Origin of the sequence: Marichromatium sp. AB31, from assembly GCF_003718685.1 — a bacterium.
In the GTDB taxonomy this organism is placed as follows: Bacteria; Pseudomonadota; Gammaproteobacteria; order Chromatiales; family Chromatiaceae; genus Marichromatium; species Marichromatium gracile.
Window position 1 is genome coordinate 47912 of record NZ_RHFI01000010.1, and the last position, 19950, is coordinate 67861.

At 69.3% G+C, this 19950-nt stretch carries 16 protein-coding genes and 4 tRNA genes; 15 read left to right on the top strand and 5 right to left on the bottom strand.

From position 1 onward, the window contains the following. Positions 1–65 precede the first annotated feature (65 nt). The 7 genes from EBL84_RS09365 (at position 66) to EBL84_RS09395 (ending at position 9539) form a co-directional block, all read left to right on the top strand. Positions 66–2018: an HDOD domain-containing protein gene (locus EBL84_RS09365; RefSeq protein ID WP_123140583.1), complete on the top strand. Its 1953-nt coding sequence runs from the start codon at positions 66–68 to the stop codon at positions 2016–2018. Positions 2019–2420: 402 nt separating this feature from the next. Next, complete coding sequence (locus tag EBL84_RS09370; RefSeq protein ID WP_123140584.1) at positions 2421–3626, top strand: 4Fe-4S binding protein; 1206 nt, start codon at positions 2421–2423, stop codon at positions 3624–3626. A 126-nt stretch (positions 3627–3752) separates the two neighbouring features. Beyond that, entirely contained in the window at positions 3753–5459 is a 1707-nt protein-coding gene (gene recJ / locus EBL84_RS09375; protein WP_123140585.1) for a single-stranded-DNA-specific exonuclease RecJ, read from the top strand. Next, a complete protein-coding gene (gene yjgA, locus EBL84_RS09380; RefSeq protein WP_123140586.1) occupies positions 5456–5986 on the top strand; it encodes a ribosome biogenesis factor YjgA in 531 nt (176 codons plus the stop codon). The genes recJ and yjgA overlap by 4 nt, the downstream gene beginning before the upstream one ends. 81 nt (positions 5987–6067) lie before the next feature. Further along, positions 6068–7081, top strand: a complete 1014-nt coding sequence (locus tag EBL84_RS09385) for a glycosyltransferase family 2 protein (RefSeq protein ID WP_123140587.1) — start codon at positions 6068–6070, stop codon at positions 7079–7081. Further along, positions 7078–8694 (top strand): glycosyltransferase family 39 protein, encoded by a 1617-nt coding sequence (locus EBL84_RS09390; RefSeq protein WP_123140588.1) that lies wholly within the window; start codon positions 7078–7080, stop codon positions 8692–8694. The genes EBL84_RS09385 and EBL84_RS09390 overlap by 4 nt, the downstream gene beginning before the upstream one ends. After that, positions 8691–9539 (top strand): phosphatase PAP2 family protein, encoded by an 849-nt coding sequence (locus EBL84_RS09395; RefSeq protein WP_123140589.1) that lies wholly within the window; start codon positions 8691–8693, stop codon positions 9537–9539. Before EBL84_RS09390 ends, EBL84_RS09395 begins: the two co-directional genes overlap by 4 nt. Positions 9540–9898: 359 nt before the next feature. Here the strand turns inward: EBL84_RS09395 and EBL84_RS09400 are convergent, their stop codons facing one another. Then, positions 9899–10642 (bottom strand): ferredoxin--NADP reductase, encoded by a 744-nt coding sequence (locus EBL84_RS09400; protein WP_123140590.1) that lies wholly within the window; start codon positions 10640–10642, stop codon positions 9899–9901. A gap of 187 nt (positions 10643–10829) precedes the next feature. Here EBL84_RS09400 and EBL84_RS09405 point away from each other — a divergent pair, with 187 nt between their 5' ends. Next, complete coding sequence (locus EBL84_RS09405; protein ID WP_062277565.1) at positions 10830–11372, top strand: glutathione peroxidase; 543 nt, start codon at positions 10830–10832, stop codon at positions 11370–11372. A 45-nt stretch (positions 11373–11417) separates the two neighbouring features. Here EBL84_RS09405 and htpX read toward each other — a convergent pair whose 3' ends face one another. Further along, on the bottom strand, positions 11418–12287 hold the full coding sequence (gene htpX / locus EBL84_RS09410; RefSeq protein WP_062277569.1) for a protease HtpX: 870 nt from the start codon (positions 12285–12287) through the stop codon (positions 11418–11420). A gap of 161 nt (positions 12288–12448) precedes the next feature. Between htpX and EBL84_RS09415 the strand changes: the two genes are divergently transcribed. The 6 genes from EBL84_RS09415 to EBL84_RS09440 all read left to right on the top strand — a co-directional run bounded on the left by EBL84_RS09415 (position 12449) and on the right by EBL84_RS09440 (position 15329). Further along, positions 12449–12524, top strand: a tRNA-Ala gene (locus EBL84_RS09415). 63 nt (positions 12525–12587) lie between these two features. After that, positions 12588–12663: transfer RNA gene (locus tag EBL84_RS09420), tRNA-Glu, on the top strand. A gap of 54 nt (positions 12664–12717) precedes the next feature. Then, positions 12718–12793 (top strand) — tRNA-Ala (locus EBL84_RS09425). Between the two features lie 62 nt (positions 12794–12855). After that, positions 12856–12931, top strand: a tRNA-Glu gene (locus EBL84_RS09430). 96 nt (positions 12932–13027) lie between these two features. After that, the gene (locus EBL84_RS09435) at positions 13028–13828 is read left to right on the top strand and encodes a hypothetical protein (RefSeq protein WP_123140591.1); all 801 of its coding nucleotides are present in this window, start codon (positions 13028–13030) and stop codon (positions 13826–13828) included. 250 nt (positions 13829–14078) lie between these two features. Further along, positions 14079–15329, top strand: coding sequence for a bifunctional alpha/beta hydrolase/OsmC family protein (locus EBL84_RS09440; RefSeq protein WP_123140592.1), 1251 nt, complete (start codon positions 14079–14081; stop codon positions 15327–15329). Between the two features lie 7 nt (positions 15330–15336). Here EBL84_RS09440 and EBL84_RS09445 read toward each other — a convergent pair whose 3' ends face one another. Continuing rightward, positions 15337–16881, bottom strand: a complete 1545-nt coding sequence (locus tag EBL84_RS09445; protein ID WP_223806990.1) for a glycosyltransferase family 39 protein — start codon at positions 16879–16881, stop codon at positions 15337–15339. Positions 16882–17029: 148 nt separating this feature from the next. On the opposite strand from EBL84_RS09445, the gene EBL84_RS09450 reads away from it, so the two are divergent. Beyond that, positions 17030–18154, top strand: coding sequence for a glycosyltransferase family 2 protein (locus EBL84_RS09450; RefSeq protein ID WP_123140594.1), 1125 nt, complete (start codon positions 17030–17032; stop codon positions 18152–18154). Between the two features lie 6 nt (positions 18155–18160). On the opposite strand, the gene EBL84_RS09455 is transcribed toward EBL84_RS09450, so the two are convergent. Then, on the bottom strand, positions 18161–19519 hold the full coding sequence (locus EBL84_RS09455; RefSeq protein ID WP_123140595.1) for an HDOD domain-containing protein: 1359 nt from the start codon (positions 19517–19519) through the stop codon (positions 18161–18163). Positions 19520–19613: 94 nt separating this feature from the next. Continuing rightward, positions 19614–19910: a hypothetical protein gene (locus EBL84_RS09460; RefSeq protein WP_123140596.1), complete on the bottom strand. Its 297-nt coding sequence runs from the start codon at positions 19908–19910 to the stop codon at positions 19614–19616. Between the last annotated feature and the right edge of the window lie 40 nt (positions 19911–19950).

The following is a 19950-nucleotide window of genomic DNA, read 5'->3' on the forward strand; positions in this document are numbered from 1 at the left end:
GGGCGCACAAGGATAGAGATGATTCAATGTCTCCAGCCGATTTTGCGATACGGGGCCGGCGCTGCATGGATGATCCCGAGTGGACCGCGCGGGCGGTACGGACGGCCCTGCGCGGCGATGTCGGCGAGCTGCCGCCGGCACCGGCGGCGGCGGTCAAGCTGCTGCGTCTGACCAACGACGAGAGCAGCGATATCGCCGCCATCTCGCGGGTGATCGAGACCGAGCCCGCGCTCACCGCCAAGGTGCTGCAGGTCGTCAACTCCGCCTTCTACGGTTTTCCCCGACGTATCCGCTCGATCTCGCGGGCGGTCACCCTGCTGGGCTTTTCGGCGGTCCGTCAGGCGGCGCTGCACGCGTTGTTCTTCGAGGGCATGGTCGGGCGCGGCGGGCAGGGCGGTTTCGATCGCATCTACTTCTGGCAGCACTGTCTGCTGGTCGCCATCCTCAGCCGCAGCATCGGTGAGCGCGTCGGCCATCCCGATCCGGACGCGCTCTATGCCGCCGGGCTGCTGCACGATCTCGGCAAGGTGATCCTCGAATCGCACGGCCGGGTGCGCTACAGCGACTTTCTCGCCGCCGCGACCAACTCCGGCAACCCCATCCGCGACGACGAGCAGACCTTCTTCGGCGTCTCGCACGATCAGGTCGGTGCGGTGGTGTGCGGGGACTGGGATCTGCCGGAGCTGATCTGTCGGGTGCAGTCGCTGCACCATTGCGCGATCGCCGACAGCGGGCTCGACGCCGAGCGCGCCCGCGAGGTGGCGATCGTCTCGCTGGCCGACTTCATCGCCTGGACCCAGGGGATCGGCTCGGTCGATCTGGTCGGCTGCCCGCTGCTCGCCCCCGAGGTGCCGGCGCTGATCGCGCTCGATCAGCTCGACCTGGCCGAGCTGCTCGCCCAGGCCGATCGCGAGGTGAGCGAGATCGGCGGCTTCTACGGTGTCCGCTTCCCCTCGGTGATGCAGCTGCGCGCGAACATGATCAATACCGCCATCGGGCTGTGTCGCCACGATGCGCCGCCGTTGCCGTACGGTGGGCGCAGCAGCCATACCGCGCCGCACCATAGCCTGGAACCCGACGAGTTCATCCCCACCACCCTGGAGGCGTTGCGCGCCGAGTTCGGCATAGAGCAGCTGCTGATGATGCAGATCGAGTCGCGCCGTCGCAGCCTGGTGACCACCCACGCCCTGCCGCGGGCGTTGCTGATGCGCGAGACGGCACCGATCGAGCTGAGCATCCCGGCGCTCACCGGCGATCTGGTGCGCGCGCTGCGTGCGCGTCAGCCGGTGCTGGTGCCGGATACGCCGGAGAACCTGCGGCTACTCGACCGGCTCGGGTTGCAGCAGGCCGCGGCGGTGCCGGTGTTGAGCAATGGACGCATCCTCGGGGTGCTGTGGCTCGGCGGCGGTGAACAGCCCTTCACCCTGCGCCTGCTCGAGGAGGTGGGGGTGGTCGCCGGCGAGCTGGGGATCGCGATCGAACGCAGCCAGACCTTCGCCCGCGAGCGGACCCGGGCGCAGATCGATGCGCTCACCCGGCTGCACAACCGCAGCGTGATCGACGAGTATCTCGACAGTACCTTCGCCCAGAGTGCCGAATCGGGGCGCGGCTTCGCCCTGGGGCTGCTCGATATCGACCGCTTCAAGGCGTTCAACGATCGTTTCGGCCACCAGACCGGCGATGACGTGTTGCGGATCGTCGCCGACACCATGCGCGGCCTGACCCGACCGAGCGATTTCCTCGCCCGCTACGGCGGCGAGGAGTTCCTCTTCCTGCTCCACGACACCGGCGGGAGTGGGGCGCTCAACTATGCCGAGCGCATCCGCCACCAAATCGAGCGCCGCGGTCAGCTCCTCGGTGAACGCTTCCCCGGTCATGCCCTGACCGCCAGCATCGGCGTGGCGCTCTATGATCCCTCGCAGCCCGACCCGAAGACGTTGATCGCCACCGCCGACCGCGCCCTCTATCGCGCCAAGGAGACGGGCCGCAACCGCGTGGTCGCGGCCTGGATGGAGTAGGGACGCCCCAGCCGCCAGCCGCCAGCCGCCAGCCGCCAGCCGCCGGGAGATTGAACCGCAAAGACCCAAAGGACGCGAAGAAAGCGACCAGCCTTCAGCAAACAGCCCCTGGTGTCGGTGTGCGGTCAACTGCGGCGGTACGAGACAACCCTGCTCCCTCGCCGGAGGCTGGCGGCTGGAAGCCCTTTCCAGCTTCGCGCCCTTGGCGCCTTCGTGGTTCAAACCAGCTTCCAGCGATCAGCTTCCAGCCTCCAGTCGGGGAGGCTGGTGTCATGATCGGCGATTGACGGGCAAGACGGTATCTCGTCGTGGGTACTCTCGTCGTCCGCTCCGGCCCTTTGAGCCGGCGTGCTGCGGCGTGCTCCAATAGCCGCTCCGTCACCCTCGACTCTGGAGCCCGCCATGGGCCATCTGGCCGGTAGCAAGTCCTCGCTGATCCCGTTGATCGATCGTCTCAACCAGTACCCGATCGGGTTGGTCGATAACGCCCATCTGCGCGAGATCCTGTCGATCCTGTTCTCGCCCGAGGAGGCGCGGGTCGGCGCCGCCTTCCCGCTGCACGAGGCTACGCTCGACGAGCTGGTCGAGCGCACCGGGACGCCCGCCGAGGCGCTCGCGCCGGTGCTCGAGTCGATGGCCGACAAGGGGCTGGTGATGGACATGGATTACGCCGGTCACACCTATTATCTGCTGGTGCCCGGGCTGATCGGCTTCATGGAGTTCACCTTCATGCGTCGACGCGCCGACACCGAGCTGCCGCTCGAACGTCTGGCGCAGCTGATGTCGGAGTATCTGCACGAGCAGGGGCGCGGGGGTCAGCCCGCCGAGTTCTTCGGCAGTCCCACCCAGCTCACCCGCGCCCTGGTCTACGACGAACACGTGCCGGTGAACTCGCGCATCACCGCCTACGAGGACGCGCGCGCCATCCTCGAGCAGGCCGACTATCTCGCTGTCACCCTCTGTTACTGCCGCCACAAGAAGGAGCACCTCGGCGAGCACTGTCGCAAGGGCGCGCCGGTCGAGGACATCTGCATGGTGCTCGGCGAGGGCGCGCGCTTCCTGGTGCGCCGTGGCTTCGCCCGCGAGTGCGACCTGCCGACCATGCTGGAGAAGCTGGAGCTGGCGCGCTCGCTGGGGCTGACCCATGTCACCGACAACGTGCGCGAGCAGCCCTCCTTCCTCTGCAACTGCTGTCGCTGCTGCTGCGAGCTGATGGCCGGGGTGCAGATGGGCTTCAGCGACGGTATCGCCAAGACGCCCTTCCTCGCCGAGATCGACCCCGAGCGCTGCGACTACTGCGGGGCCTGCTTCCCGGTGTGCAACGTCAAGTGCATCGGTCTGGCCGAAGGGTTGCGCGGGGTGGCGCGCGCGCAGCGGCATGCGGCGATCGACCCGGCGGTCTGTCTCGGCTGCGCGGCCTGTCTCGATGCCTGTCCGCAGGGTGCGATCACCCTGGTGGCGCGCTCCGCGCCGGCGACCCCGCCGCGCGACAAGGGGCGGATGTTCGCCCGCATCCTCTGGGAGAAGGGGCGGCTGTGGCCCTTCGTGCGCGACCGGGTGGGGCAGGGCGTACGTCGGCTGCTCGACCCGGGGCGTCGATCCGGCTAGGCTATGGCGTTCGCCCGAATCCCGGTCCTCGGGGCGGTCGCGTCATCAGCCGTCGAACCAACGCGTCTTGCGCGAACGAGTGCTGATGGCCGAGCCCCGCGTCCCTTGCTGTCTTGTCCCGTGTCCATGACCCAGCCGCAGATCCGTCGCCGTGGTGGCGACGCCCCCTTCGTCGATGTCCACTCGCCCGCCGAGCTGCTCGCCCGGCTCTATGCGTTGCGCTCGGGCGAGGCGCCGCCCGGGCTCGGGGCGCTGGCGGCCTTCGCCGCGTTGCGCGGGTTGGATGCCGCGCTCGACACCCTGGAGGCGGCGCTGCGCGATGGCGCGCACCTGCTGGTGGTGGGCGACTACGACGCCGACGGCGCCACCGGCACCGCGGTGGCGGTGCGCGGGCTGCGCGCGCTCGGCGCGGCGCGGGTCTCCTATCTGATCCCCAGCCGTTTCGACTTCGGCTACGGGCTGAGTCCGGCGGTGGCCGAGGCCGCGCACGCGCTCGGCCCGGATCTGCTGATCACCGTCGACAACGGCATCTCCAGCGTCGCCGGGGTGGCGCGGGCGCGCGAGCTGGGGCTGGCGGTGCTGGTCACCGATCATCACCTGCCGGGCGAGCGATTGCCGGAGGCGGCGGCGATCGTCAATCCCAACCAGCCCGGCTGCGATTTCCCGAGCAAGGATCTCGCCGGGGTCGGGGTGGTCTTCTATCTGCTGATGGCGCTGCGCGCGCGTCTGCGCGAGCGCGGCTGGTTCGGCGCCGGGCGCGCCGAGCCGAACCTGGCGACGCTGCTCGATCTGGTCGCGCTCGGTACCGTCGCCGATGTGGTCACCCTCGATCGCAACAACCGCATCCTCGTCGAGCAGGGGCTCAGGCGCATCCGCGCCGGGCACTGCGGTCCTGGGGTGCGCGCGCTGCTGCGGGTGGCCGGGCGCGACCCGATGCGCGCGAGCGCCACCGATCTGGCCTTCGCCGCAGCGCCCAGGCTCAACGCCGCCGGTCGGCTCGAGGACATGTCGGTGGGGGTCGAGTGTCTGCTCAGCGACGATGCCGAGCGGGCCAATGCGCTGGCCCAGCAGCTCGATGCGATCAATCGCCGCCGGCGCGAGATCGAGGGCGAGATGAAGGCCCAGGCCGAGACGGCGGTGCAGGCGCTCGATCTCGCCGAGGCGGGGCTGCCCGCGGCGCTCTGTCTGTACGGTGCGGACTGGCACCAGGGGGTCTCGGGGATCGTCGCCGCGCGCATCCGCGAACGCTATCATCGCCCGGTGATCGCCTTCGCCGACGGCGGCGACGGGCTGCTGCGCGGCTCGGCGCGCTCGATCGACGGGCTGCACGTGCGCGACGCCATCGATCGCCTCGACCGGGCCGAGCCGGGGCTGATCGCGCGTTTCGGCGGTCATGCCATGGCCGCCGGGCTGAGCCTGCGCGCCGAGGCCTTCGAGCCCTTTCGTGCGCGTTTCGCGGCGGTGGTCGAGGAGATGCTCGAGGGCGTGGCGAGCGGCCCCGAGCTGGTCTCCGACGGCCCGTTGCCGGCGCGGCTGCTGACCCTGGAGACGGCCGAGACGTTGCGTCTCGGCGGTCCCTGGGGCAAGGGCTTCCCGGAGCCGCGCTTCGACGGCGAGTTCGAGGTGTTGCAGGCGCGTCTGGTCGGCGAACGTCATCTCAAGCTGCGCGTGGCGCCGCCCGAGGGCGGCTCGATCGAGGCCATCGGCTTCGATCTGGCCGAGCAGCTCACGCTCGCGCACGGGCGGGTGCGTTTGGCCTACCGGCTCGACGTCAACGATTATCGGGGCCGTCGGAGCCCACAACTCATCCTGGAATCAGTACAACCGATATGACCACAGACCACGATCCCACCGTGACCGAGGACGAGCTCGAACAGGATCTCGGCCCGAGCAGGAGCCAGATCAAGCGCGAGCGCCAGGCGCTGCAGGCGCTCGCCGAGCGCATGGTGGGGATGCCGCGCGCCGAGCTGTTGCGGCTGTCGCTGAGCGAGGCGACCTGGGCGGCGATCGACGAGACGCCGCGGATCAAGGATCTGCGCGCGCGCAAGCGTCACTGGAAGCGGATCGCCAACCTGCTCGAACGCGAGGACATGGATGCCGTCCACGCCCTGCTCGACGAGGCCGATGCGCGCGAGCGCGCCGCCTCCGCGCGCCATCACCAACTCGAACGCTGGCGCGAGCGCCTGATCGCCGAGGAGGCGGCGCTCGGCGAGTTCATCGACGCCTGCCCCCAGGTCGATCGTCAGCACCTGCGTCATCTGGTGCGTGCGGCGCGGCGCGACGCCGAGCAAGGGCGTCCCGAGGCGCCGCGCAAGCTGTTTCGCTATCTGCGCGAGGTCATGGACGCCGCCGCCGACTGAGCGGGATACTGCGCGCGGACCACCAGGTCCCGGCAGTCGCTGCCCGGTCTTCGAACTCAACCGAATGGATCCCTGTCTGCGATGAGCACCCCAGATCGAACCCCCTCCCGGCCGTCGCTGTCGGTCGTCATCCCGATGTACCAGGAGCTCGACAACGTCGAGCCGATGCTCGAACGCGTCCACCAGGGGCTGGCGGATTATGGCGCGCCCTGGGAGCTGATCTGTGTCGACGACGGCAGCCGCGACGGCACCGGCGAGCGGCTGCGCGCCTGCGCCGAGCGCCGGGGCGGGCACGTGCGGGTGATCCGGCTGCGGCGCAACTTCGGCCAGACCGCGGCGATGCAGGCCGGATTCGAGAGCGCGCGCGGCGAGCTGATCGCCACCCTCGACGGCGACCTGCAGAACGACCCGGCCGATATCCCGCGGATGGTCGACGCGTTGCTCGAACGCGATCTCGATCTGTTGCAGGGCTGGCGGCGGCGGCGCCAGGACGCGCTGGTGATGCGCAAGATCCCCTCGCGCATCGCCAACAAGCTGATCGGCAAGGTCACCGGGGTGGCGCTGCACGACTACGGCTGCAGCCTCAAGGTCTATCGCGCCGAGGTCATCCAGGAGGTGGCCCTGCTCGGCGAGATGCACCGCTTCATCCCGGTATGGGTGGCGGGGGTGACCGCGCCGCAGCGTATCGGCGAGATCGAGGTCGCGCACCAGGCGCGCCAGTTCGGCACCTCCAAGTACGGCATCTCGCGCACCTTCCGGGTGCTGGTCGACCTGCTCTCGGCCTTCTTCTTCCTGCGCTTCGGGGCGCGCCCGGGGCACTTCTTCGGCTTGATCGGGATCGCCTTCGGGGTGATCGGCGGGCTGCTGATGACCAACCTGCTGTGGGTGAAGTTCTGGCTCGGCGAGGACATCGGCGGCCGCCCGCTGCTGATCGTCGCCATCCTCATGCTGCTCGCCTCGGTGCAGTTGCTCACCACCGGGGTGCTGGCCGAGATGCTCACCCGCACCTTCTTCGCCTCGGGTGATCGCAGCCACTTCCGTATCCGCTGGAGTTCGCCCGTCGAGACCGCCGGGTGGAAGGAGCCCGAGGCATGAGCCGGCCGGAGACCTCCCCGCTGACGCGGGCGCTGACCTCGCCGTGGCTGCTCGCCGCGGTGGTGCTGTTCGCCTTCTACTGGCAGCTCGGCGCGGTGCCGCTCTACGACCTCGACGAGGGCGCCTTCACCGAGGCGACCCGCGAGATGCTCGCCAGCGGCAACTTCATCACCCCGCACAAGGACGGCGAGCCGCGCTACGACAAGCCGGTGCTGATCTACTGGCTGCAGGCGCTCTCGGCCTCCAGCCTGGGGTTCGACGAGTTCTCGCTGCGCCTGCCCTCGGCGCTGGCCGCCACACTCTGGGTGATGGCGCTGTGGGGCTTCGTGCGCGCCCGGCTCGATGCGCCCACGGCGACCGTCGCCGCGCTGGTGATGACGCTCTCGCTGCAGGTCTCGCTGATCGCCAAGGCGGCGGTGGCCGATGCGGTGCTCAACCTCTTCATCGCGCTCGCCTTCTTCGAGATCTATCGCTATTTCCTCGATCCCGGCGAACGGCGGAGCCGCAACGCGCTGCTGCGCGCCTATCTGTGGATGGGGCTCGGCTTCCTCACCAAGGGGCCGGTGGCGGTGTTCTTCCCGGTCGTGGTGAGCTTCCTGTTCTTCTGGTCGCAGGGGCGGCTCGAACGCTGGCTGCGCGCGGCCTTCGCGCCGCTCGGCTGGCTGGTGTTCGTGCTGGTGGCCGGTCCCTGGTATCTGGCGGTCTATCTCGATGACGGCGCCGGGTTCTTCCGCAGCTTCTTTCTCGAACACAACGCCGGGCGCTTCGGCGGCACCATGCACGGCCACTCGGGCTTCCCCGGCTATTATCTGGTGGTGCTGCCGCTGATCCTGTTGCCCTTCACCGGCTGGTTCCTCAGCCTGTTGCCGCGGTTGCGCGCGAGCTGGGCCGATCCGCTCGATCGCTTCCTGTGGCTGTGGTTCGCCACCGTGTTCCTGTTCTTCTCCTTCTCCGGGACCAAGCTGCCGCACTATCTGCTCTATGGCGCCGCGCCGCTGTTCATCCTCATGGCGCGCCACCGTGACGCCTTGACCAGCCGCGCGCTGGCGATGGTCCCGCCGCTGGTCTTCCTCGCGCTGCTGCTGGCGCTGCCGCTGGTGGTGCAGGTCGCCGCCGGGCAGGGCGGGCGCGCCCACGAGATCGCCCAGTTCGAGCTGGCGCTGCCGCTGCTCGGCCCGGCCTATCTGGCGCAGATCGCGCTCGCCACCGCGCTGGTGGTGGCGCTGGCGCTGTGGTCGCGCCCGGCGCTGTGGCAGCGTCTGGTGCTGGTCGGGCTGATCCAGACGGCGGTGGTCTATGGCACGGTGGTGCCGCGGGTGTTCGCGGTGATGCAGGCGCCGGTGAAGGAGGCCGGGCTGCTGGCGCGCGAGCTGGATCGTCCGACCGTGGTCTATCGCACCTCGATGCCGAGCTTCAGCGTCTATCGCGACGCCATCACCCCGCACCGTCCGCCGCGCGCTGGTGATCTGGTGTTCCTCCGCGTCGACAAGCTCGATCGGCTCGCCGAGGACTATCCGCTGCTGCGCGGCGAGCAGCTCTACCGGCGCGGCCCGGTGGCGCTGGTGTTGATGCACCCGCGCGAGCAGGCACGGGTGCCGGGAGGTGAGGGATGAGCGATTGGCGTACACGCCTGAGCATGCGGCTCGCCGCGCGGGCCGGGGCCGAATCGGCGGCGCTGCCGGGGGCGCGGCGGCAGTGGCGCTGGGCGCTCGGCTGGCTGGCGGTGGGGGTGTTGCTCTATCTGGTCTGCGGCTATCACGCCGGCTTCCTGCGGCTCAATGCCGCGGCGGCCCTGGCCCCGGACTGGCTGTGGCAGTGGTTGACGCTGTTCGGCGACGAGCGTGTCGCCTTCGCGCTGGCGCTGCTCTTCTCGTGGCGGCGGCCCCGGTTGTTCTGGGCGCTGGTGCTGGCGGCGCTGCTGGCGATCCTCTACGCCCGTGGGCTCAAGCCGTTGGTCGATGCGGCACGCCCGCCGGCGGTGTTCGGCGCCGATGTCTTCAACCTGATCGGACCGGGACACACCCGGCACAGCTTCCCCTCCGGGCACAGTGTCACCGCCGGGGTCTTTTTCGGGGTGCTGGCGGTGCACGCCCGCGCCTGGGGCTGGGTGTGGCTCGGTTGCGCCCTGCTGGTCGGCGCAAGCCGGGTGGCGTTGGGGGTGCACTGGCCGGTCGACGTCGCCTTCGGCCTCGCCGGTGGTGGGCTGGCGGCGTTGCTCGGGAGTTGGCTGGCCGCGCGCTGGCCGGGCGGCGCGACGCGCCCGCTGCCGCACCTGCTGCTGGTCGGCGTGGCCGCGCTGCTCGCCGTCTCGCTGCTGCTCGACAACGGCGGCTACGCCGCCGCGACCTGGCCGCTGCGACTGATCGCCGTGGCGGCGCTCTTCAGCGCGGTCGTCGGCTATCTGCCGGTGTGGCGGGGGGGAGAGGTCAACCACGAAGGCGCGAAGGACGCGAAGTGAGATGAGGGAAGGATGCGGTCGGTTGTAAGCTGCCAGCTACTTTTCAGCGGCTAGTCGTCAGCCGCCAGCTATCAGCCGCCAGTCGCCAGTCGGCGCTGCCTGTGAGCAAGGTATTGTGCTGGCGGCCGTCGGCTGGTCGCTGATGGCTCGAAAAATCTTCGTGTTCTTCGCGTCTTTGTGGTTCAAATCAGTCGCCAGTCGCCAGTCGCCAGTCGGCGCTGCCTGTGAGCAAGGTGTTGCGTTGGAGGCCGACGGCTGGTCGCTGATGGCTGAAAAAGCCTTCGTGTCCTTCGCGTCTTTGCGGTTCAAAGCAGCCGCCAGCCGCCGAGTGACTGGAAGCTGGTGGCTGCTCGCTGCCCTCAATGATACTGCTCGGTGGTGTACTGCCCCGGGGCGTGGCGGCGGTGGCGTTCGAGTCCGCGTGATTCGAGGATCGCCTTGGATTCCTTGATCATCGCCGAGTTGCCGCAGAGCATGACGTGGCTGTCCTCGGGGGTGATGGTGGCACCGGCGCGTGACTCCAGGGTGCCCGAGACCAGCAGGTCGGTGATGCGGCCATAGAGCGCGTCCGGGGCCTCGGCACGGCTGATCGCGGGGATGAAGGTGAAGCGCTCGCCATGGTGCGCGGCGATCTCGGCGAGGGTGTCGCCATAGGTGAGGTCGCTCGGCTGGCGCACGCCGTGGACCAGGACCACGCGCTCGAAGCGCTCCCAGGGCGTGGCGGTGCGCAGGATCGACAGATAGACCCCGAGCGCGGTGCCGGTGGCGAGCAGCCACAGGGTCTTGGCCGGTTGCACGGTGTCGAGGGTGAAGATGCCGCTGGCGCGCGTGGTGAGCCACACGGTATCGCCCGGCTCGAGGTCGGAGAGCCGGGGGGTGAGCGGCCCCTCGGGGATGGCGTTGAAATAGATCTCGGGTTCGGTCTGCCCGGGTGGATTGACCAGCGAGTAGGGGCGACCGACGCGCTCGCCATCGATGTCCATCGCCACCTTGATGTACTGTCCGGCGCTGAAGGGCTCGAGCGTCGCCTCGAAGCGCATGCTGTAGAGCCCCTCGGCCCATCGCTGCTTGGCCGTTACCCTGCCTTTGACCCAGTCGCTCATCTTGGCTCCTCGAATGCTGTGCTGCTCATGACCCGCAAAGCGACGCGGGCGTGTTGATGGGTTCGGAGTAGGGGATGTGGGCGCGCCCTCGAGATTTTCCAACCAATTTGGTAGGAAATTATTGCAATGACGCGCACGGGCGCCATGTCTCGCTCCATGTCCGTCGATACCTCAGGAGAGATCCACCATGAGATTGCCACTGTTCGCCCTCGGTCTGGCCGCGGCGACCCAGGTCGCGGCCGAGTCCCCCGCCTGTTCGTCTTTGCTCGACCTGGAAGTCCGTCGGCTCGCCGGGGACGAGCGGGTCAATCTCTGCGAGGCCTATCAGGGTAAGGTGATCCTGGTGGTCAACACCGCCAGCAAGTGCGGTTTCACCCCGCAATACGAGGGGCTGGAGGCGCTCTATCGCGATTACGCCGATCGTGGTCTGGTGGTGCTCGGCTTCCCCTCCAACGATTTCGCCAACCAGGAGCCGGGCGACGAGGCCGAGATCCGCGACTTCTGTCGTCTGACCTACTCGGTGGAGTTCCCGATGTTCGAGAAGGTGAGCGTCAAGCGTGGTCGTGCCGCGCCCCTGTTCGAGCGCCTGGCCGCCGCCGGGGCGCCCTATCCGAAGTGGAACTTCTACAAGTATCTGATCGATCGCGAGGGCAATCTGGTCGAGAGCTATTCGAGCATCACCAAGCCGCAGAGCGGTCGGCTGGTGCGGGCGATCGAGCGTTTGCTGTGAGCCGGGGAGGGCGCGCCCCGGCGCACGGGCCGGGGCACGTGGGGATCAGCCCGCCTGTTCGAGCGCGGCGATACGCCGTTCGAGCGGCGGGTGGCTGCTGAACAGGCTGCCGATCTTGCCGGAGATGCCGAAGGCGGCGAACTCCTTGGCCTGAAGGTCCTGCGGCTCGTGGACCCGCTGCAGCGCGCGCAGCGCGTCGGCCATCTGGCGGCGGCTGGTGAGCGCGGCACCGCCGGCGTCGGCGCGGAACTCGCGATAGCGCGAGAACCACATCACGATCATGGTGGCGAGCACCGAGAGCAGGATCTCGGCGATGATCGAGACGACGAAGTAGCCGATTCCCGGTCCCTCCTCATTCTTGAAGATCACCCGGTCGACGGTATGGCCGATGATCCGCGCGAGGAACACCACGAAGGTGTTCACCACCCCCTGGATCAGTGCCAGGGTGACCATGTCGCCATTGGCCACGTGGCTGATCTCGTGGCCGACCACCGCCTCGACCTCCTGCTTGTTCATGTGTTGCAGCAGCCCAGTGCTGACCGCGACCAGGGCGTCGTTGCGGTTCCAGCCGGTGGCGAAGGCGTTGGGCTGGGGTGAGTCGAAGATGCCGACCTCGGGCATGCGGATGCCGGCGCGCTCGGACTGGCGGGCGACGGTCTCGAGCAGCCACTGCTCGAAGGGCGTCGACGGCTGCTCGATGATCTGCACCCGCATGCCGTGCTTGGCCAGCGTCTTGGAGAGGAACAGCGAGATCAGCGAGCCGCTGAAGCCGATGATCGCCGCCATCAGCAATAGCGCGCCCATGTCGAGCCCGCCCTGCTGGACCACACCGTCGATGCCGAACAGGCGGAAGGCCACGCTGATGACGACCAGTATCGCGAGGTTGGTCGCCAGGAAGAGGAAGATACGCATCATGGAACGAGGCTCCTGGATCGTCGAACAAGGGGGCTACCACCCGGTTGGTTGAACCGATGGGGTAGGGTTGCGCTCCCTTGGACAGGCGGGATGAAAAAAATTTCCGCACAGGGGTAGACAAAGTCAAAAGATGTGCGTAGCATACGTGGTCTCAGGTCGCTGGGGCCATAGCTCAGCTGGGAGAGCGCAACACTGGCAGTGTTGAGGTCGGCGGTTCGATCCCGCCTGGCTCCACCAAAATTCGGTAGTTCGGATCGGATCGCCTAGGCAGGCCCGGTCTGCAAGACTGAAAACGTTTCAGTCCCCATCGTCTAGTGGCCTAGGACACCGCCCTTTCACGGCGGTAACCGGGGTTCGAACCCCCGTGGGGACGCCAACAAGCATAACGGGTTAGCGATTCGGCTGGCTAGTCCGTTGGAAGTACAAAGCCGGGGCCATAGCTCAGCTGGGAGAGCGCAACACTGGCAGTGTTGAGGTCGGCGGTTCGATCCCGCCTGGCTCCACCAAATTCAGCCAAGAAAGACAGGATCGCCTAGGCAGGCCCTGTCTTGACTGAGACCGAGTTTCAGTCCCCATCGTCTAGCGGCCTAGGACACCGCCCTCTCACGGCGGTAACCGGGGTTCGAACCCCCGTGGGGACGCCAACAAGCATACGGGCCAGTCGCGAAAGCGGCTGGCCCGTTTTGCGTTTGGGGGCGGGCAAGGCGGCCCGCTCCGTGACCCTGCCGCAGGAGCCTTCCGTGCCCGCGCCCCTCTTCTCGCGCTATCTGGGGATCGACTATTCCGGGGCCGGCACCCCGGAGCAGCGATTGCCCGGAATCCGTGCCTACCGACTCGACGCTGACGACGACCTGCCGTCCGAGGTGTTCCCTGAGGGTTGTGCGCAACGCTGGAGTCGCCGTGCCCTGGCCGAGTGGCTCGAAACGGTGCTGCGCGAGCCGGTGCCGACCCTGCTCGGGGTCGATCATGCGCTGTCCTTTCCGCTCGACTACTTCGTCGCGCATGGGCTGAGGCACGACTGGCCGGTCTTCCTCGACGACTTCCAGTGTCACTGGCCGACCGATGGCGTCGGTGTCAGGGTCGAGGATGTGCGCCGCGGGCGCGTCGGGGCCGGGGCTGCGCGCAGTGGTGATGCGCGCTGGCGGCGCCTCACCGACCGTCGCGCCAGGGGCGCCAAGTCGGTGTTCCATTTCGACGTGCCCGGCTCGGTGGCCAAGTCGACCCATGCCGGGCTGCCCTGGGTGCGTCTGTTGCGCGCGCGGCTCGGTGGGCGGCTGCACTGCTGGCCGTTCGACGGCTGGACCCCGGCGCCGGGCCGGTCGGTGCTGGTCGAGGCCTATCCCGCACTCTATCGCGACGATGGCGATTGCATCGGGCTCACCCCGGATCAGTGCGATGCCCGTGCCGTGGCCTTGTGGCTGATGCGCGCGGATCGCGCCGGGCGACTCGATGAGCTGTTCACGCCTCCGCTCGATGCCGACGCCCGCGCCCATGCCGCCATCGAGGGTTGGATCATCGGCGTCGGCGCCCGCCGGGACTGAAGAGCTGAACCAACGAGTCGCGGCGGAGACCAATCGGTGTCGTCACGGTCGCTGACGGCGGGGCTCGGGGGCGGCGCGCGCAACGTGTGCGCTCGACTGGAACCGCGCTCGCGGATGCGAGAGGATGGAGGGCTTGCCGTGGCCTGGTCACGGCGGTTCATCACTTCGTTTCGTGCCGCCCGCGCACGCAGTCTGCGCGGGCGGTCTGTTTTGGTCGCGATTCGCACGAGAAGACACCGAGGAGATCGGAATGCCACGTATCAAGCTCGAGTTTCCGAACGCCGCAGGGCACCGACTGGCGGGGCTGCTGGAGATGCCGCCGGAACGGGTGCCGACGCGACGTTATGCGCTCTTCGCCCACTGCTTCACCTGCAGCAAGGACATCGCCGCGGCGAGCCGGATCAGTCGCGCCCTGGCCGATCGCGGGATCGCCGTGCTGCGCTTCGACTTCACCGGGCTGGGCAACAGCGACGGCGATTTCGCCAACACCAATTTCTCCTCCAACGTCGAGGACCTGCTGGCGGCGGCGCGCAAGCTCGAGGAGGACTTCCAGGCCCCGGCGCTGCTCATCGGTCACAGCCTCGGCGGCGCGGCGGTGCTCGCCGCCGCGCCCCAGCTGCCTTCGGTCGAGGCGGTGGTGACCATCGCCGCGCCTGCCACCGCCTCGCACGTCCAGCATCTGTTGAGCGACGCCCGCGACGAGCTCGAGGCGCGCGGCGAGGCCGAGGTCAAGATCGGGCTGCGCCGTTTCCGCATCCGCAAGCAGTTGCTGGAGGACCTCGCGCAGTACGGTGCGGCCGATCACATCCGCGACCTCGACCGGCCGCTGCTGGTGTTCCACTCGCCGCTCGACACCATCGTCTCGATCGACGAGGCGGCCAAGATCTATCAGGCCGCGCGTCACCCCAAGAGCTTCATCTCGCTCGACAACGCCGATCATATGCTCAGCGATCGCGAGGACGCCGAGTACGTCGCCGAGACCCTGGTGGCCTGGGCCAGCCGCTATCTCGGCCTCGGCGGTCATCGCTTCGAGCAGAGCCTGGGCACCGCGCCCAAGGTGGGCGCGGGCGAGGTGCTGGTCACCGAGCTGCACGCCCGCTTCCTGCGCGGGCTCTATACCGGTCGCCATCAGTTGCTCGCCGATCAGCCCTCGGCCGTCGGCGGCAGCGGGCTGGGTCCTGATCCCTATGAGCTGATGCTGATGGCGCTCGGCGCCTGTACCTCGATGACGCTGCGCGAATACGCCACCGCCAAGGGCTGGGATCTCGACGACGTCGAGGTGCGTCTCGCCTTCGATCGCAGTCACGCCGCCGACTGCACCGCCTGCGAGCGCGAGGAGGTGCGTGTCGATCGGGTGCAGCAGCGCATCAACCTGCTCGGCCATCTCACCGCCGGGCAGCGGGCGCGACTGCTGGAGATCGCCGAGCGTGCCCCGGTCAACCGCTCGCTCGAATCACTGATGCTGATCCACAGCGAACTCGACGACGAGCGCCTCGACTGAGCCCGGCTCAGTCGCCGAGCGGGGCGTAGCGATAGAGCCGCCAGATGTGGAGCGGGCGCGCGCAGGGCGCGCTCGCCCCCTGGTGGAGCGGCTGTCCCGCGCAATCCTGGAGGACGCGCCGCTCGGTCACCCGGAAGCCGGGGAGCGCGGGCGGATGACCGGCGCGCGAGACCAGCCAGAAGGGCTGGTCGATGCGCGCCGGGTCGAGCCGTGGCGCGATGCGCCCGTGCAGATACTCCGAGGGGCGGTGCAGTCCCGGCCACTGGCTGGTGGTGGCCGCAAGCCTCGGGGCGTGGAAGCGCAGCATCGCGACGAGCTGATAGCGGTCGGCATGGACCGGGGCGTCGAGTCCGGCGGCGACCTCGGCCAGCGCGGCGAAGCCGTGGGTCTCGCGCAGCACCCGGTTGGCGCTGTCGGGCAGCGGCAGCGCGGCGCTCGCCGCGTGCACCGCATAGAGCGTGACCAGGACGAGGTTGGCCCCGGCGCCGCCGAGCAGCCAGCGCGGTCGTTGCAGCAGTCGCGGTGCGAGCAGCGCCGGGGCGGCGAGCAGATAGACCACCGGCCAGTTGGCCTCGACCTCGCTGAAGCTGGCGATGACGGCGAAGAAACCGAGCGGGAACAGGGTCGCGGCGATCAGCAGGGCGCGGGCGTGACGGGTGAGTCGCGGGCGCGGTGGCGTGCCGCCACCGCCGCGCAGCGCCATCACCAGCACCGGGACCAGCAGCCCCCAGAAGGCGAGCTGGGCGCCGAGATAGCCGCCGAGGCTCGCCAGGCGCTCGACGAGCGTCTGCGGGCCGCTGTGGGCCATGGTGCCGGCGCCCAGGGTCTCGGGTGCGGCCAGCTCGGTGGAGAGCCCGTGACCGAGCTGGAAGCCGAGGCTGAGCCAGTCGTGGCTGGCGTTCCACCACAGGTTGGGGGCGAACACCAGCAGCGCGGCCAACGCGCCGAGATAGGGCCAGCGGGTGCGCAGCGCGCGCGGATCGACCCAGAGGATCGCCCACAGCAGCACCGGTCCGATCAGCACCATGGTGTACTTGCCGAGCAGCCCGATACCGACCGCGATGCCCGCCGTGATCCAGCGCCGGCGCTCACCGCCGAGGGCGCGCTCGGACTCGTGCAGGGCCAGTGCCCAGGCCAGCGCGAGCACGGTGTCCGGGGTGGTGACGACGCCGCCGATCAACCCCGGCAGGGTGGCGCAGGCGAGCAGCAGCGCGCTCGCCAGGGTGGCGGTGGTGGTCAGCCCGGCGCGCCAGTAGAGCCGGGCGAGCACCACCAGGGTGAGGACGCCGGCGAGCAGGGTGCCGAGCCGTGCGGCGAGCGCCGAGCCGGGCTCGAGCAGGGTGCCGAGCCCGAGCGCGGCGACCCCGGGCGGGTGATCGAAATAGCCCCAGCCGAGCGTCCGCGCCCAGTCGAAATAGTAGGCCTCGTCCTGGGTGACCGGCAGGAGCGCGGCGATGGCCAGGCGCAGTGCGCTCAGCGCGAGGATCAGCAGCGCGATCGGGCGCCAGTCGATGGACTCGGCAGCGGGACGACTCGGGGCGGCGGTGGACATGGCGGGCACGGGTTCGGTGGACGAACGCGTTAGAATGCCGCCCACCAGGGTCGCCGCGCAACCGACCCGCGTGCGCGATCGCCGCTCAGTCATGCCGCGTCCGGTACCGCCGAGGCGCCAAACCCCTTGTTTCAGGTTGTTCGGATCCATGCCACACAGACCCCCCCACCAGCCGCCCCAGCTCGCCGTCGTCGTGCCTACCTACAAGGAGGCGGGATCGGTCCCCGAGCTTGTCGAACGTGTCCGTCGGGTGCTCGACGGGCTCGCCTGGGAGCTGATCTTCGTCGACGACGACTCGCCCGACGGCACCGCCGAGCGGGTGCGCGAGCAGGCCCAGCAGGATCCGCGGGTGCGGCTGATCCGGCGCGTCGGGCGGCGCGGGCTGTCCTCGGCCTGTATCGAGGGGATGCTCGCCACCACCGCGCCCTGCGTGGCGGTGATGGACGGTGACCTGCAGCACGACGAGTCGCTGTTGCGCCAGATGTACGACACCCTCGACGCCGAGCCCGAACTCGACCTGGTGGTCGGCAGCCGCTATGTCGGCGGTGGCGGGGTCGGTGAGTGGAACGCGCGGCGCCAGGCGATGAGTCGCTTCGCCACGCGCGTCGGGCAGCGACTGCTCGGGGTCGAGCTGGCCGACCCGATGAGCGGCTTCTTCATGGTCCGCGCCGCCGCCTTCCAGGGCTGCGTGCACCGGCTCAGCGGGGTCGGTTTCAAGATCCTGCTCGACATCGTCTCCTCGAGCGAGCGGCCGCTGCGCTGTCGCGAGCTGCCCTTCACCTTCCGCGAGCGTCACGCCGGGACGAGCAAGCTCGACAACGCGGTGCTCTGGGAGTATCTGCTGATGCTCGCGCAAAAGACCCTGGGCTCGGCGATCCCGGTGCGCTTCCTCGCCTTCTCGCTGATCGGCGGGTTCGGCGTGTTCGTCCACATGGCGGTGCTGTGGCCGCTGCTGGCGGTGCTCGGCGAGGGCGCCTTCCTCGCCGGTCAGGCCACCGCCACCCTGGTGGCGATGACCAGCAACTTCTTCCTCAACAACCTGCTCACCTATCGCGACATGCGTCTGCGCGGTCGCGCGCTGCTGCGCGGCTGGCTCTCCTTCGTGGTGGTCTGCAGCGTCGGTGCCCTGGCCAATGTCGGCATCGCCAACTATCTGTTCGTCGAGGGGCTCTCGGGCTGGTTCCTCTCGGCGCTCGCCGGGATCCTCGTCGGCGCGGTGTGGAACTATGCGGTGACCGCGGTCTACACCTGGCGCCGCCCGCAGCCGGCCTGAGCCGGCTCAGCCGTCGAGCCGTTCGGCCAGCGAGCGCGGGAGCTGGCGCAGCTGGGCGCGCAGCCGGGGGACGAGCTGTTCGTAGAGCAGCTCGACCTCGCTGATCCCGGCGCGTCCGAGTAGCGCCAGATAGGCATCGAGGAAGAGTCCGGGGTCGCCCGGGATGTGACCGTGTAGCCGCGCGAGCAGTCGGCGCGCGAGATAGAGCACGGCGACGTTGTCGCGCACCGTCTCGGGGAGCCGCGCCGGGGGCGCGAACTCGGGGTGATGCTGGTGGTGCAGGCTGTCGCACACCATCGCCGGCAGGTGCCAGCTGCGCAGTAGCGCGGCGCCCATCTCGGCGGGATCGAGCAGGTCGAACAGGGGCTTGAGCCGGGGGTTGGCGCTCTTGAGCAGCGCGTTGATCACCAACCCGATGTCGGCGAGGATGCCGAGGGTGGCGACCTCCGCTGGGCGCCCGACGGCAAGCGTCTGGGCGAGGGTGAAGGCGAGGCGCGAGAGCTCGACGGCACGCTGGTGGATGTCCGTGAACAGCTCGGTGTTGGGCAGGCTGCGGCGCATGCTCTCGGTCATGATCACCTGGTAGACGGCGTTGTGACCGAGCAGGGCGATGGCGTGGCTGACGCTGGTGACCTGGTGCTGCAGCCCGTAGTAGGGCGAGTTGATCGACTTGAGCAGGGTGCTGGTGAGCGCCGGGTCCATGGTCACCAGCTCGACGATCTCGCCCTTGGTGGTGCGCTCGTCGAGCATCTTGTTGAGCAGCGCGGTGGTCGAGATCGGCAGCGCCGGGACCTTGGCGAAGAGCTGACGTGCGGTCTCGGTCTCGGCAAAGCCTGCGCCGCCGGCGGTGCGCGCGGCGATCAGCGCATCGGTGAGCGCCTGGCTGTGACGCGCGAGCGCCGCCTGGCGTCGCTGTGCGCGGTACAGTCGCTGGAGACCGAACTGGTGCGCGCGGTGCCGGAGATAGTCCAGCAGCGCGGGTTCGAGGTCGGCGATGGCGCTGCGTTCGAGCGCCAGCACCTGGCTGTGGGTGAGGGCGGTGGCGGTAGCGGCGTGGATGCCGGGTTGCGTCAGGTCGAACTCGCAGATCCAGTCGCCCGGGCCGAAACGCTCGGCGTCCGAGGCGGCGGTGTCGCCGATGACGATCTCGCCGGTGCTGATCACATAGAGCCGCTCGGCGCGGCTGTCGGCGCGAAACAGCACATCACCCGGGGCGAGACGCAGCGGGAGGGCGCGATTGTGCAGTCGCACCACCTCTGCTTCGGAGAGATCGGGAAAGGCGGTTGTCTGTTCGGCGTGAAGGGCGGGCGGGCCGGAGCGGGTCTCGCTCCTGGGGGCGGTGAGGTGTTTCCAGAGGTTGCGCATCGACTCGATCCCGGGGCGGTCCCGCACGGCTGGCCGTGGCAGAGAGGCTAGCCGAAAACGCCGTCGACCGCTCGTCGACGACCCTGCCCGGGACTCAGTGGAACAGCGCCTCGGCGGCCTGACGCAGCGTCTCGGCCTGGTCGGCGGGCGCGGCGGCGCCGGTCTGGTGGCGCGGCTCGAACAGCTCGCAGAAGTTGGCGCGGACCTTGTCCGTTACCGGTTCGGCGATCGGCTCGATGCAGTCGTTGGCGCGTCCCGGGGCGTGGTGCCGGCAGTTGCGGCAGCAGTGGGTGGCGCGCTCGCAGTTCGGGCAGCGGCCCTCGCGGGCGTAGTCGAGACGGGTCAGGGGACTGCCGCAGTGCCAGCAGTTGCCGAGGCTGGGGTCTGTCATGATGGCGAGGTCCGGGGCGCCAGGCCCCGCTCCGTGGCTG

Coding starts and splice junctions, on each gene's coding strand:
- EBL84_RS09365 (WP_123140583.1), top strand. CDS start 66: ATGGATGATCCCGAGTGGACCGCGCGGGCGGTACGGACGGCCCTGCGC.
- EBL84_RS09370 (WP_123140584.1), top strand. CDS start 2,421: ATGGGCCATCTGGCCGGTAGCAAGTCCTCGCTGATCCCGTTGATCGAT.
- recJ (WP_123140585.1), top strand. CDS start 3,753: ATGACCCAGCCGCAGATCCGTCGCCGTGGTGGCGACGCCCCCTTCGTC.
- yjgA (WP_123140586.1), top strand. CDS start 5,456: ATGACCACAGACCACGATCCCACCGTGACCGAGGACGAGCTCGAACAG.
- EBL84_RS09385 (WP_123140587.1), top strand. CDS start 6,068: ATGAGCACCCCAGATCGAACCCCCTCCCGGCCGTCGCTGTCGGTCGTC.
- EBL84_RS09390 (WP_123140588.1), top strand. CDS start 7,078: ATGAGCCGGCCGGAGACCTCCCCGCTGACGCGGGCGCTGACCTCGCCG.
- EBL84_RS09395 (WP_123140589.1), top strand. CDS start 8,691: ATGAGCGATTGGCGTACACGCCTGAGCATGCGGCTCGCCGCGCGGGCC.
- EBL84_RS09400 (WP_123140590.1), bottom strand. CDS start 10,642: ATGAGCGACTGGGTCAAAGGCAGGGTAACGGCCAAGCAGCGATGGGCC.
- EBL84_RS09405 (WP_062277565.1), top strand. CDS start 10,830: ATGAGATTGCCACTGTTCGCCCTCGGTCTGGCCGCGGCGACCCAGGTC.
- htpX (WP_062277569.1), bottom strand. CDS start 12,287: ATGATGCGTATCTTCCTCTTCCTGGCGACCAACCTCGCGATACTGGTC.
- EBL84_RS09440 (WP_123140592.1), top strand. CDS start 14,079: ATGCCACGTATCAAGCTCGAGTTTCCGAACGCCGCAGGGCACCGACTG.
- EBL84_RS09445 (WP_223806990.1), bottom strand. CDS start 16,881: ATGTCCACCGCCGCCCCGAGTCGTCCCGCTGCCGAGTCCATCGACTGG.
- EBL84_RS09450 (WP_123140594.1), top strand. CDS start 17,030: ATGCCACACAGACCCCCCCACCAGCCGCCCCAGCTCGCCGTCGTCGTG.
- EBL84_RS09455 (WP_123140595.1), bottom strand. CDS start 19,519: ATGCGCAACCTCTGGAAACACCTCACCGCCCCCAGGAGCGAGACCCGC.
- EBL84_RS09460 (WP_123140596.1), bottom strand. CDS start 19,910: ATGACAGACCCCAGCCTCGGCAACTGCTGGCACTGCGGCAGTCCCCTG.